The organism is Lactobacillus bombicola (assembly GCF_900112665.1).
GTDB classification, from domain to species: domain Bacteria; phylum Bacillota; class Bacilli; order Lactobacillales; family Lactobacillaceae; genus Lactobacillus; species Lactobacillus bombicola.
Genome location: NZ_FOMN01000004.1, coordinates 23,833 through 37,362 on the forward strand (window position 1 = coordinate 23,833; position 13,530 = coordinate 37,362).

Here is a 13,530-nt window from a genome sequence, read left to right on the forward strand (position 1 = left end):
AATAATAGGAGGGTGGATAAAGATGCCGATTATTACTAAAGTTAGTAGTCAAAAAAAACCTGGTCGCTATAATATCTTCTTAGATGGTCAGTATGCTTTTTCAGCTAGTGAACGAACAATAGCTGAATTTGTACTTTTAAAAGGACAAGAATTAAGTAATGAGAAAGTTGAAGCCGTAAAACAATTTGATGCTGATGCTAAGGCAACAAGTATGGCATCAATTTTTCTAAGTTATGAACCGCGTACGGTTTATGAAGTGTTACAATATTTAAGCAAGCATGGTATTGCTGAACAGTCAGCCCAAAGTGCAGTACGAGAACTTAGTGAAATGGGCTTTTTGGATGATCGGCAATACGTAAACCTTGTATTACAACAAAATTTACGTATTGGCACTGATGGACCACTAAGTCTAGCACGTAAGCTTGAGCAAAAGGGAATTGATCCTGAAATAATTCAGCAAGCGTTTGAGCAGGTTGATGAGGAACAGTGGCAAGAACCAGGATTACATGTTTTACGGTCATTGAAAAGTAAAATTGGTCAGATAGCACAACTTGAACTCGAACGTAAGATGCGCACAAAATTGTTGAGCCATGGCTTTACTAGTGACCTTAGCACTGCAATTGTTGCCCAAAGCAATTTACAAACAAATCAAGTAGCACAATTAGCCGCTTTAAAAAAGCAGGGGATAAAAGCCTATAAACGTTTTCGAAGGTTAAATAAAAGTGAACGTGAAATTAAGATACGTAATTATCTTTATGCACATGGCTTTAGTAGTAGCGAAATTGAGTCTTTCCTGCAAGGAGAAATTATTCCACTTGATGAATTGGGAGAATATTAGGAGATTGATTATGAAAAAATTACAACCGCAGTTAACTTTTATCGGCCGCCCTTTTGCTGATCAGTTGCTAGACGAGCAACGCACTTTTACACAAGCTAATTTAGAAATGGAGCAAAATGAAGTCTTTCAGTCCTTCTTGGCTAATAATAATTTGAAGGCAAAAAGAAGTAATATGATTGTTTTTGGTCCAGAAAATTTTATGTATTGGTATGGAGTAACTGTTGCTAAAGAAATTGAAGTTCCGCAAGGGATGCTGCGTTTTGTTTTACCTGAGACGCAAGTAGCAATTAAACAACAGAATAATCAAAATCTTTCATTTTTTAGTCAGCCCTTAAATGTTGTGGTAGCACAATTTTTACAAGAAGTAAGGGATGAAGGTATTCAAACTTATGAAAATCTTGGTGATAGTTCAATGCCATATATAGTGCAAGACTTAAATTTAAATACTAAACAATTAACCCAAATGTTGTATCTTGAGGTTGATAATTAAAAGCTAATGTTGGTTAGGGTCAATAGAAAGATTGTCATATTCAACATAAGCACCTAAACATGTTGATAAAAGCATAATCAAGAAAACAAAGCCGACAGATTTGCCAACTATTTGATCTAAAGTTAGAAAATGTCTAACCACAAAAGTTGCCGCAAAACATAAAATAAAATCAAGTATGACGTTTGCCACTAGGAGTACATATCGCCGCCTAATACTGAAAAAGCGTAGCAGTTGCTTAAGAATGCCATCATTAACTTCTACAGCCAATAGATCGACAGGTCGCTGAATAGTTGCTTTAATGGCAAACATAATAAAAGCACCAACTATTGCTCCAATGACCGTTCTAAATAAATCAGCCGAGTGTAAAACGAGTGCATCATAGCCGATGCCAATAATTGTGAGGCTACACAAATAGGGAATTAATAGTAAAAAGGTGAAGACAAGTAAGACGTGACTTTTTTTCATAGATTAAACCTCATTTCTTACGTGTATTTTAACATATTAGCGTGGTACATGATATAATGTGACTACTTGAATTGTTATTTTAAGAAAGAGAGAAAAAACATGGCTAGCGACCCCGAAAAGGGTAATTTATTTCGACGTTTCAAAAATAAATTATCCCCTTCAAGTGATGAAGAAACAAAAGAGCATTTAATAAAAGAAATAAAAGCTTTACATGAATGCAGTGAGATTAATGATAGCGAATTTTCTATGTTAACTGCCGTTTTGGATTTTCAAAGCAGAATGGTTCGTGAGGTAATGGTTCCACGAATTGATGCTTTTATGGTTGATTGCGGCGAAAGTTTTCAAGATAATCTTGATGAAATTTTACGCGAGCCATATTCACGCATTCCGGTTTATAAAAAGGATAAGGATAAAATTGTTGGGGTGATTCATATTCGAACAGTTTTACGTAAAGCGCGTGAAAAGGGCTTTGATAAGTTGGATTATGCTGACGTAATGAATCCACCTTTGTTTGCACCAGAAACAACAGATTTGAGTGAATTATTAGTTGAAATGCAACAAAGTCAGCAACAACTTGCTATTTTAACGGACGAGTATGGTGGCGTAGTTGGATTAGCTACAATTGAAGACTTAATTGAAGAAATAGTTGGCAATATTGATGATGAGGTTGATCGCGCTGAAGTATTATTTCAGCAAATTGCATCTAATAAGTACGTCATTTATGGCAAAATGTCACTTGATGAATTTAATGAGCAATTTGGAACAAATTTAGAAATGGAAAATGTTGATACAATTGCTGGCTTTGTTATCACCAAATTGGGGATTATTCCTGCTAAAGGTGAAAAACTATCAGTTAAACTTGATAATGGTATGATTTTGACCACTAGAAGAATGATGCGTTCGAGGTTAGCGACCGTTCTTTTGACCATACCAGAAAAAGAAGTACAAAAAGCAAAAAAGGAAGAAGAGCAGAGTAATTAATGAGTGAGGGACTTTTAGATAAAGTACAAAAAAGAAGAACATTTGCTATTATTTCACACCCTGATGCAGGTAAAACGACAATTACAGAGCAAATGCTTCTTTTTGGAGGAGTAATTCGTAATGCTGGTACCGTTAAAGCACGAAAAACGGGCCACTATGCGACTAGTGATTGGATGGAAATCGAAAAGCAACGTGGTATTTCTGTTACTAGTTCTGTGATGCAATTTGAGTATCAAGGAAAAAGGATAAATATTCTCGATACTCCGGGACATGAAGATTTTTCAGAAGATACCTATCGGACCTTAATGGCAGTTGACTCTGCCGTTATGGTAATTGATTCGGCTAAGGGAATTGAACCTCAAACCAAAAAATTGTTTAAAGTCGTCAAGCAACGCGGCATTCCAATTTTTACTTTTATGAATAAGCTTGATCGCGATGGGCGCCCACCGCTCGACTTGATTGCTGAATTAGAAGACTTGTTAGGAATTGAGGGGGTGGCGATGAATTGGCCAATTGGCTCCGGTCAAACACTGCAAGGATTATATGATATAGCAAACAACCAGGTTGAATTATATCATCAAGCAGGGGCAAAACAATTCATTCCGTTAAATGAAGCGGGAACTTTACCAGCCAGTGAGCCAATGAGTCAAAATCCTCAGTTTCAAGACACTTTAGGTGAAATTGAATTAATTAAAGAAGCGGGAAATACTTTTGATCTTACTAAGATTATGGCTGGTGACCAGACCCCAGTATTTTTTGGCTCAGCCTTAACTAATTTTGGCGTGGAAACTTTTTTAAAGGGTTTTGTTAAATTAGCACCTGCCCCTGCAAGCCATGTGGTTAATCAGGATGAACGCTTGGAGGCAGATGATACAGAATTTTCTGGCTTTGTATTTAAAATTCAAGCAAATATGAATCCACAGCATCGTGATCGAATAGCCTTTGTTAGAATCGGTAGTGGTGAGTTCAAAAAGGGACTCGATGTAACTTTAGCGCGAACTGATAAGCCAATTAGATTAAATAATGCGACTGAATTTATGTCTAGTGAGCGAGTTCAAGTTTCTGATGCTGTCGCTGGCGATATTGTTGGCTTATATGATACGGGTAATTTTCAAATTGGTGACAGTATTTATGCTGGTAAACGCAAGATAACGTATCCTGCCTTGCCAGAATTTACGCCAGAATTGTTTGTGCGTGTTACGGCTAAAAATGTGATGAAACAGAAGTCCTTTCATAAAGGAATGAACCAGTTGGTACAAGAAGGGGCAATCCAGCTTTATCGTAATTACCAAACAGATGATTATATTTTAGGTGCAGTTGGTCAGTTACAATTTGAAGTTTTTAAATTTAGAATGAAGAATGAGTACAATTCTGAGATTGAAATGACTAATATTGGTCATCGTGTAGCTAGATGGATTGATCCTAGTCAATTGGATCTAGCAATGTCAAGTAGTCGTAACTTGCTTGTAAAGGATCGTTATGATCAACCTTTGTTTTTATTTGAAAATCAGTTTGCTGAAAGATTTTTCCAAGATAAATATCCAGATGTTAAATTGACTGAAAAATTATAGGTAAAAAGAACTTTCTTTGAAATTAGAATATTTTCATAAATTAACACTTTACAGTGTGTAAAAAAATAAGAATCTGGGAAAAACTATTTTCCCAGACCACCAAAAAGGGTTTGAACATTTATGTTCAAACCCTTTTTATATTAGTTTAAAGAGCTAGCTTCTTTTTAGACTCTTATTTATCAACGTGAATTTCCATTACTCTTTGATTTTTATCAGATATCAATGTATATGCTGGAGCTTCTTCTTTAATTAGTCGTTCAATGATAAAATCAATTTCTTCTTTACGAACACGTCGGTTGTGGTTTTCCAAAACAATTTCGATTGCATCGTCACTTTCAGTATAGATAACAGAGGTATTGCCTAGGGAATAAACCTTGACATAATTGACGTTAGTTGTATTTAGTTGACTATGAACTAATTCACGATAACTATTGGTCACATCTATCAAATGCATGCTATTCACCCATTTCTTCTATTTTCACTATTTCCTTACTTTATTATAACGCTAATTTTTACTTTTTTCTTCTTTAATATTTAATAAAAATATTATTTTTCTTCACTAATGACTATTTTTTGATTATCAACCTTGGCAAGTAATTTTTTAGCTGCTGGATGATCAAGTTTAAAATCTGCTACTTTATCTTCAATTTCTTCTTGAATTATTCTTCTAAGTGGGCGTGCACCCATTGCTGGATTATATCCTTCTTGAACTAATTGTTCCTTAGCTTCGTCTGTAACGGTAATATTAATTCCTTGGTTTTTGACCATACCGTTAACTTCATCAAGCATTAAATTGACAATTTTAATTAAATCTTTAGTTGATAATTCGTTAAATTCAATTACATCGTCTAAGCGGTTTAAAAATTCAGGTTTAAAGAATTCACTCATTGAATTACGGACAGAATCGGGTTTTTTACCTGCGGTTTCAGCAGCAAAGCCTACACTGGCACGTTTAATTCCTTGACCTGCATTTGAAGTCATAATGATAATTGTATCCTTAAATGAAACTTGGCGTCCTTGTGAGTCAGTCAAGCGACCATCATCTAAAATTTGTAAGAATAAATTCATTACAGATGGATCAGCCTTTTCAATTTCATCTAGCAAGATCAAACTGTATGGATTACGTCGAACTTGTTCAGTTAATTGACCAGCTTCTTCATAGCCAACATAACCCGGTGCAGAACCAATTAATTTAGAAACTGAATAGGATTCCATAAATTCTGACATATCAAATCTAATCATGGCATTTTCTGAACCAAACATTTGCTTAGCTAATTGCTTGGCTAGCTCTGTTTTACCAACTCCAGTTGGCCCAACGAAAAGAAATGAGCCAATTGGACGACCCGATTTGTTAAAGCCAATTCGGTTACGGCGAATAGCTCGCGCCAACTTATCAACAGCTTCATCTTGGCCAATAACATGTGACTTCAGATTTGTAGCCAAGTTTTGCAATTGATTTTCTTCTTGCTTTTGTAATTCCCCTACCGGGATACCTGTTTTTTCTTCTACAATTTTATCCATTATTTTATTTGTAATAATAGGTGACTTATCCGGATCAACGTTTTGATTTTTCATTTTATTATATTTTTCAATTTGATCACGGTAATAAGCGGCTTTTTCATAGTCTTCGTTTTTAAGCGATTCCTGTTTAAGTTGTTGTGCAGCTTCAATGCGCTCTTTAATTTTATCCTTGTCTACATAAGGGATTGTTAGATTCATACGCGAACCAGCTTCATCAAGTAGGTCAATTGCTTTATCTGGTAAAAAGCGATCTTGAATATAGCGTTCAGATAGTTCAGCTGCAGCCTGAATAGCATCATCTGTATATTGTACATGATGATAATCTTCATAACGTTTTTTAATTCCTTGTAGAATGCGAATTGTTTCTTTAACAGAAGGTTCTTTTACGTCAACTGGTTGAAATCTTCGAGCTAAGGCTGAATCTTTCTCAATTTCACGATATTCTTTGAGAGTAGTTGCTCCCACTAATTGTAGATCACCACGGGCAAGGGCCGGTTTAATAATATTACCAGCGTCCATTCCTCCTTCAGCGTTTCCTGCACCAACAATTTCATGAATTTCATCAATAAAAAGAATAATGTCATCTTGATTTTGCAATTCATTAATCAGTTGTTGCATACGTTGTTCAAATTGTCCACGAATTCCGGTCCCTTGAACTAAAGAAACCACATTTAATGAAACAATTCTTTTGTCTTGTAATTTAGCTGGGACAGATCCGTCAACAATTTGTTGAGCTAATCCTTCAACTACTGCAGTTTTACCTACACCAGCCTCGCCAATTAAGACAGGGTTATTTTTAGTTCTTCTATTTAGAATTTCAATTACACGAGCGATTTCTTGGTCACGACCAATCACTGGATCGATTTTACCCTTTCGAGCTAAGTCAGTTAAATCAGTTCCATACTGATCTAAAAGTGACCGCTTACCGCTATTATTGCCAACTGAAGTCCCACCATTATTATTCATTTGTGAATCATCGGCATTACCACCATTATTGAATGGATTATTAAAATCACCGAAAAAGCTATTATTGTTATTGCTCATATTAATATTTCCTTGTTGTTCAAGTTCTTGATAACATTGACCACATAAATTGATTTCGCGACTTTCACCATTTACCTGAGCAAAGAGGTGAATGGAAGCAGGTCGTTTATGACAGTTTTGACAAAGCAATTATATTACCGCCTTTCGCTTTGATTCATCTTTTTCTAAATTATATAATTAGCACTCTTAATAATCAAGTGCTAAACATAAAAGCTTGGTGGTTGTATGTAGGTACAATATGTTAAAATGTAGATAAGCAAAGTAGTCAAAAATTTGCTAAATTTATCTAGATTATTATTAATTTGAAAGAAACGGTGGTATATTTGGATTATCAAAAAATTCTTGAGCAGTTAGCTAGCGGTGAACTTGATTCATATCAAGTTCACCCAAAAGAAGCCTTTGCTTTTCAAGCTGCTTTAAGATCTTTTGGGAAAAGACAAAATATAACTGGTAAGGCACTCCGTGGAGGTCAAATAATTTACATGCAAAAGAAGACACAAGTTTAATGATGTAAACTGTTACATTAATGTTGTCTATTTTGCAAAAAAATGATAGTCTAAGTACACGAATAGGTATTTACTACCGGTTTTATTTTTTTGAATTCAAAGGAGATATTATAATGGAAAAACGCGATTTTCATGTTATTGCAGAAACAGGTATTCATGCTCGTCCTGCTACCTTGTTAGTACAAGCTGCTTCTAAGTTTGGTTCAGACATCAACTTGGAATACAATGGCAAATCAGTTAATTTGAAGTCAATCATGGGTGTTATGTCACTTGGTGTTGGCAAAAATGCTGATGTTTCAATTAGTGCTGATGGTGATGATGAAAAGGATGCTATTGAAGCTATTTCTGAAACAATGAAAAAAGAAGGCTTAGCTGAATAATGACCAAGACATTAAAAGGAATTGCTGCAAGTGATGGTATTGCTGTAGCACCAGCTTATCTCTTGGTAGAACCGGATCTTTCATTTTCAAAGACTAATGTCGGCGATGTTGAAGGTGAACTAGCTCGCTATCACGAAGCAATTAAAGTTTCAACTGCTGAAGTTGAAAAGATTCGTGATAGTGCTAAAACAAGCTTGGGAGAAGAAGAAGCACAAGTTTTCGAAGCTCACTTGATGATTTTAAATGATCCTGAATTTACTGGTGCAATTGAAACCGAAATTAAGGAACAAAAAATTAATAGTGAAGCTGCACTTGATGAAACTGCCCAAAAATTTATTACAATTTTTGAAGGTATGACTGATAACGAATATATGCAGCAACGTGCTGCCGATGTTCGTGATGTTTCTAAGCGAATTATGGCTCACTTATTAGGAAAAGAATTACCTAATCCGGCAACGATTGACCATGAAGTGGTTGTCGTAGCTCATGATTTGACGCCAAGTGATACTGCTCAACTAAATAAGAACTTTGTTAAAGGTTTCGTCACTGATATTGGTGGGCGGACGGCGCACTCAGCAATTATGGCTCGTTCGCTTGAATTGCCAGCTGTTGTTGGTACTGAATCAATCACTGCTGATGTTGAAAATGGTCAAAATATAGCTGTTGATGGATTAAATGGTGATGTAGTAATTGAACCAGATGCTGACCAAATAGCAACTTACCAGCAAAAAAGTGAAGCATTCTTGGCGCAAAAAGCTGAATGGGAAAAACTGAAAAATGAACCATCAGTTACTGCTGATAACAAGAAGTTTATTATTGCTGCTAACATTGGTACACCTAATGACATGCAAGGTGTGAATGATAACGGTGCTGAAGCTATTGGACTATATCGTACTGAATTTTTATATATGGATTCGAAAAATTTTCCAACTGAAGAAGAACAATTCGAAGCCTATAAAGAAGTTATCGAAGGTATGAATGGTAAGCAAGTTATTATTAGAACCATGGATATTGGTGGTGATAAGCACCTTGATTATTGGGACTTACCCGAAGAAATGAATCCATTCCTCGGTGTACGAGCAATCAGATTATCTTTACAAAATGAAGAAATTTTCAGAACACAACTACGTGCATTATTGCGGGCTTCGGCTTATGGAAAATTGGGAATTATGTTCCCAATGATTGGTACTCTGGGTGAATTGCGTAAGGCTAAGTCAATTTTAGCAACTGAAAAAGATAAATTAACAGCAGCAGGCGTTAAAGTTGGTTCCGATTTACAAGTCGGAATGATGATTGAAATACCAGCTGCGGCGGTAATGGCTGATCAATTTGCCAAAGAAGTTGATTTCTTCTCAATTGGTACCAATGATTTAATTCAATATTCGATGGCTGCTGATCGTGGTAATGATAATGTTTCCTATTTGTATCAACCAGCCAATCCAGCCGTATTACGTTTAATCAAGCACACTATAGATGCTGCCCATGAAAATAATATATGGTGTGGTATGTGTGGTGAAGCTGCTGGCGATAATATCATGTTTCCAATTTTACTTTCAATGGGACTTGATGAGTATTCAATGAGTGCAACATCCATTTTACGAATTAGAAGTTTAATGAAGAAGCTGAATACTGAAGATATTAAAGATTTGGCCAATCAGGCGTGCTTTGTATCGGAAACAGCGGAAGACAATGAGAAGTTAGTCAATGATTTAATGTCAAAGTTAACTAATTAAATAAAAAATATAAAAGAGTATTAATATCATTAATACTCTTTTATTATATCTTAACGTTTTCTTGATAAAAAAGTCACAGATTATTCATCTTTGTAATTTAATATAAAGATATGGTTAGTATACAAGATATTACTTACAAAAAAGAAGTGTTATGTTATACTAAAGAGGTAAAAGAAATCGTATTGTTCAAAGGAGCGTGAAATATATGGTGAATTTATATATATCTCCGAGTTGTACCTCGTGTCGTAAAGCAAAGGCTTGGTTGAAAAAACATGATATTGCTTTTAAAGAAAGAAATATTTTTTCAGAGCCACTTACAAAAGAGGAACTTATTCAAATATTACGAATGACTGAGAATGGTACCGAAGAAATTATCTCTACACGTTCAAGAGCTTTTCAACAGTTAAAGATTAATCTTGATGATTTATCAATCGATCAGTTACTTAATTTAGTGGAAAAAAATCCTAGTTTGTTAAGACGTCCGATTATTATGGATGATCGTCGCTTACAGGTTGGTTATAATGAAGATGAAATTAGGCGGTTTTTACCGCGTAAAGTTCGTCGGCTCGAACTTGAAGAAATGCAAAAAATCGCTGACATATAATTAATGTAAAAATTTAAATAAAAGCGTTGGTATTTAAACTAACGCTTTTATTTTAGTTACAAAATAAGCTACAATAGATAAAAGGATTCGATGGAGGTGAGAATTCATGCAAGTAAAACGTATTAATGAAAACACGATCCGAGTACGAATAGATAAAAATGAATTGTCCAAGCGTGGGCTTAAGGTATTAGATTTATTAGGGGATAAAAATAAAATTCAGCAATTCTTTTATTCAATTTTAGAAGAAATTGATAATGACCATTCATTTAGTCAAGATGCCCCAGTCACTTTTCAAGTAATGCCCAATAATGGCGGCTTAGATTTATTAATAACAAAAGTGACAAAGCAAGATCGTGCAGAGTTGTCACAATTATTTGATAGTGATTTAAAAAATGATAATCCGGTCTTAAATAAAGCTTTTGAAGATTTAGAATCAGATGATGTAGATACTGCTGATGACGACGATGAAAATGATTTTACTGATGAACAGCGACAAGAAGATGATGAAAATTCGCCTTTATCAGAATTAGCTAGTTCACTTAAACCAAAAATTAAAAAGTCAGATCAGCAATTACATAAGCGGCAAGCTTATAGCTTTAGTGATCTTAATCAGGTAACTGAACTAGCAGAAAGCTTGCCAGAACAAATGCTTCTTTCGAGTCTTTATTTTGAGCGCGAGCTGTTTTATTTGGATTTAGCTTTTAAAGATAATGATTTTAATGAATTGAGGCCAGCAGAAGTTTGGTCAATTGCAAATGAATATGGTGTTCAGGTACGTCCTAATAAAATGGCACGTATTAGAACAACAGGTAAATGTTTAATTAAGCAAGATGCACTTGAAGTTTTAAAAAATTATTTCAGTCATAATGAAAGTAGAGGAGGTTAAGGTAAACTTAACCTTTTTTTGCGTACATAATCTTGGGTGATTTTTTTGTATGCAGCTTTGTTAAACAATCAGTTAGTATTGGCGGTGACTGAGGCACAAAGTCAGTCAAAAATGTTAGCTAAAAATAATTATATTTGTCCGCAGTGTAAGCAAAGAGTTAAATTGATAATTAAAGAAAAATCGGCTTACTTTAAGCATTTTCCTAGTAATAATAATTTAAGCGGGGAAAAAGAAGAACATGCCTTAAGTAAGGCTATATTAAAAAATGCACTTTTAGAGGCAAAGTTTAATGCACAAACAGAAACTAGTTTGGCTAACGGGCAATTACGAGCTGATATTTTGGTGAATTCAAAACTGGCCTTTGAAATTCAGTGTGCACCATTGAGTAAATTAGAGTTTACAAAAAGGCATAATTTATATAAAAATATTGGTGTTGCAGATATTTGGATTGTTGGTAAGCGTCATTATTTATTACAAGAAATAAAAAAGTCACAACTTATTTTTTTTCGCAAAAACAAGTTGTGGCATGACTATTATTTAGAAATTTTGCCTGAACAAAAAATACTACGGCTAAAATATAATGTTCAGCTTGAACCGATTACAAGTAAAGTTCACTATCAAATAGAGAATTTCGTTATTAGTTCTTATGGCTTAGCTAAATTATGGCATTTTAAGCCGATATTGAAACAATATTGCGTTGATCCTAGAACACAAAAAAACTATTTACAATTACAATTAACACAAAAAACTATTAAAGGTATGAAAATCGCTAATCAATTATATCAACGTAACCTTACCATTGATGAGTTACCACCAACCATATTTAGTAATTTTCGTAGAGTTAATAGTTGTAATAATGTTATTACTTTTTTACATCAAATGTAGATGATTAGTTGGCAGATATCCTGGTTCCTCGTTAAGCCGATAATCGTTTTTAAAAAGGGTGATTAATTTATCGTGAGCAACTGTTCCTTCTATTAAGATACCATTATAATTACCATTTTCATTAAAAATAATTGTTGTGGGAATATTGTGGACATTGAACTTTTTAACAAGTTCTTTATCTTGCTGAATTGAATCTTTGATATATTTATCTATCCTAGGATTATTGATACGATTAAAGTCTAGATTTAAATCTAATGTTATTTTTTTGGGTAAATCGGTAGAATAATTATTGAAATTTCTACTGATTGCCCTTTGTAAACTAATCAAATATAATCTTGCTTTTTTATTACCATATTCAAATCTTATTGCATGGTAATAGCGTAAAGCTTGATGCGAAGCAACTGTGTACTGTGGAATATCATTTACCTTTTGACCTTCTTTTTTTCTTCGTATAATATCTTCTCTAGCAACCTTAGTATTAGTTATAGGGATAAAATGGAACGAAGTATTAAGGTTGAGTTCATCGATTGCTTCTTTAATCAGAATCTCTGTGTCGTAGCAATAGATACCTATAGGATTTACAAAGAGAAAAATCTCGAACATAATCAGGTCCTCCATAATCGTCTGTGCAATTATTAATCTAACAATATCTATCCTCCGAAAAATATACTAACATGGTCATATTCTAGCACCATGCTTGAAAGCTCGCTTAATTTTTGCTTGGTTTGTATTAGCCGGGCTTTGCTTAATTGCATATTCCTTTTTTAGTAAATTTAAAACTTCGCTAATTAATGAAATTTTAGAGTTCTCGATTTCAAGTTCATAATCTTCATAACCATCAGGATAAACAGTGTCATCAAAAGTTAGCTCGCAATTTTTGGGTCCGTAAGCTAAAATTCGATGAGTTTTACTAAAAGTTTGCAAATATAATTTATAATTTTGTCCCAAATGTTCCACAAGAAAATGACCACCAGTTTTACCAAAAGTAACAGGAATGTCCTGTTGGCCGCTGTTAATCATTTCTTGTGCTTCAGTTAAAGTTAAAGTATCGGTAAGCTCAGTTGCTACATGAAAATTAGTTTGTTTAGCAATTTTACTTGGTATCTTTAAAGTTTGTTCGGCATAATTGTTAAAAATACGAATACGACAGCTTATTTGCATATTTTTAAGTGAGCCAGCTGCAGTATCAAAATAATAATTTTCTTGGTCAAAATTACTTTTTATTGTAAAATTATCGCAAAGTTGTTGATAAGTTTTTTGAGGTAGGATAATTTTAGCTTCAATTTCACTATTTTTTGCCATCTGAAGTTACTCCAATCTTTTGCCAAGTTATAATTCAGAATATTATATTTTTTAATTTAAAATTTAGCCATGAGAAGGCTTACTTTAAAATTATACTCCTTAATTGCTGTATAGTCTTGCTTTGGATAGAATATAGAATGTTTCATTGATAAAAGGAATCGTTAACTATTTTGCGCTATTTTGCCCATATTAGTCAAAAAATAGGTTTGACAATGTTTGCTTTTTGTAGTTTATAAGCTAAAAGAAAGTTATTCTGATAGTATTGATATATAATTTATAAAATAATTAAATTACTAAATTTATAATAAATAAAAAAATATTTTT

The 13,530-nt window shown here is 33.9% G+C and carries 15 protein-coding genes; 10 read left to right on the forward strand and 5 right to left on the reverse strand.

What is annotated here, in order from left to right:
- Nucleotides 1–22: 22 nt before the first annotated feature.
- A complete protein-coding gene (recX, locus tag BM203_RS04240; protein WP_090093015.1) occupies nt 23–838 on the forward strand; it encodes a recombination regulator RecX in 816 nt (271 codons plus the stop codon).
- A 10-nt stretch (nt 839–848) separates the two neighbouring features.
- Nucleotides 849–1,328, forward strand: a complete 480-nt coding sequence (locus BM203_RS04245) for a hypothetical protein (protein ID WP_090093017.1) — start codon at nt 849–851, stop codon at nt 1,326–1,328.
- Nucleotides 1,329–1,331: 3 nt separating this feature from the next.
- Here the strand turns inward: BM203_RS04245 and BM203_RS04250 are convergent, their stop codons facing one another.
- Nucleotides 1,332–1,793 carry a hypothetical protein gene (locus BM203_RS04250; RefSeq protein ID WP_090093019.1) on the reverse strand — a complete coding sequence of 154 codons (462 nt, stop codon included), beginning with the start codon at nt 1,791–1,793 and terminating at the stop codon, nt 1,332–1,334.
- A 99-nt stretch (nt 1,794–1,892) separates the two neighbouring features.
- On the opposite strand from BM203_RS04250, the gene BM203_RS04255 reads away from it, so the two are divergent.
- Together BM203_RS04255 and BM203_RS04260 are read left to right on the forward strand one after the other, a co-directional pair.
- Nucleotides 1,893–2,774 (forward strand): hemolysin family protein, encoded by an 882-nt coding sequence (locus BM203_RS04255; protein WP_090093021.1) that lies wholly within the window; start codon nt 1,893–1,895, stop codon nt 2,772–2,774.
- Nucleotides 2,774–4,345, forward strand: a complete 1,572-nt coding sequence (locus tag BM203_RS04260; RefSeq protein ID WP_090093023.1) for a peptide chain release factor 3 — start codon at nt 2,774–2,776, stop codon at nt 4,343–4,345. The genes BM203_RS04255 and BM203_RS04260 overlap by 1 nt, the downstream gene beginning before the upstream one ends.
- A 172-nt stretch (nt 4,346–4,517) precedes the next feature.
- Here the strand turns inward: BM203_RS04260 and BM203_RS04265 are convergent, their stop codons facing one another.
- Nucleotides 4,518–4,799, reverse strand: a complete 282-nt coding sequence (locus BM203_RS04265) for a DUF1827 family protein (RefSeq protein ID WP_090093025.1) — start codon at nt 4,797–4,799, stop codon at nt 4,518–4,520.
- A 92-nt stretch (nt 4,800–4,891) separates the two neighbouring features.
- Complete coding sequence (locus tag BM203_RS04270) at nt 4,892–7,039, reverse strand: ATP-dependent Clp protease ATP-binding subunit (RefSeq protein WP_090093027.1); 2,148 nt, start codon at nt 7,037–7,039, stop codon at nt 4,892–4,894.
- 194 nt (nt 7,040–7,233) lie between these two features.
- Here BM203_RS04270 and BM203_RS04275 point away from each other — a divergent pair, with 194 nt between their 5' ends.
- The 6 genes from BM203_RS04275 to BM203_RS04300 all read left to right on the forward strand — a co-directional run bounded on the left by BM203_RS04275 (nt 7,234) and on the right by BM203_RS04300 (nt 11,904).
- On the forward strand, nt 7,234–7,416 hold the full coding sequence (locus BM203_RS04275) for a hypothetical protein (protein ID WP_090093245.1): 183 nt from the start codon (nt 7,234–7,236) through the stop codon (nt 7,414–7,416).
- A 113-nt stretch (nt 7,417–7,529) separates the two neighbouring features.
- Nucleotides 7,530–7,796, forward strand: coding sequence for a phosphocarrier protein HPr (locus BM203_RS04280; protein ID WP_090093029.1), 267 nt, complete (start codon nt 7,530–7,532; stop codon nt 7,794–7,796).
- Complete coding sequence (gene ptsP, locus BM203_RS04285) at nt 7,796–9,529, forward strand: phosphoenolpyruvate--protein phosphotransferase (RefSeq protein WP_090093030.1); 1,734 nt, start codon at nt 7,796–7,798, stop codon at nt 9,527–9,529. Before BM203_RS04280 ends, ptsP begins: the two co-directional genes overlap by 1 nt.
- 205 nt (nt 9,530–9,734) lie before the next feature.
- Entirely contained in the window at nt 9,735–10,133 is a 399-nt protein-coding gene (gene spxA / locus BM203_RS04290) for a transcriptional regulator SpxA (protein WP_090093032.1), read from the forward strand.
- A 106-nt stretch (nt 10,134–10,239) separates the two neighbouring features.
- Nucleotides 10,240–11,019: an adaptor protein MecA gene (locus BM203_RS04295; RefSeq protein ID WP_090093033.1), complete on the forward strand. Its 780-nt coding sequence runs from the start codon at nt 10,240–10,242 to the stop codon at nt 11,017–11,019.
- Nucleotides 11,020–11,103: 84 nt separating this feature from the next.
- A complete protein-coding gene (locus BM203_RS04300; RefSeq protein WP_462923157.1) occupies nt 11,104–11,904 on the forward strand; it encodes a competence protein CoiA family protein in 801 nt (266 codons plus the stop codon).
- Here the strand turns inward: BM203_RS04300 and BM203_RS04305 are convergent.
- A complete protein-coding gene (locus tag BM203_RS04305) occupies nt 11,890–12,507 on the reverse strand; it encodes a DsbA family protein (RefSeq protein ID WP_158593116.1) in 618 nt (205 codons plus the stop codon). The genes BM203_RS04300 and BM203_RS04305 overlap by 15 nt on opposite strands.
- A 75-nt stretch (nt 12,508–12,582) precedes the next feature.
- A complete protein-coding gene (locus BM203_RS04310; protein ID WP_090093036.1) occupies nt 12,583–13,206 on the reverse strand; it encodes a CYTH domain-containing protein in 624 nt (207 codons plus the stop codon).
- Between the last annotated feature and the right edge of the window lie 324 nt (nt 13,207–13,530).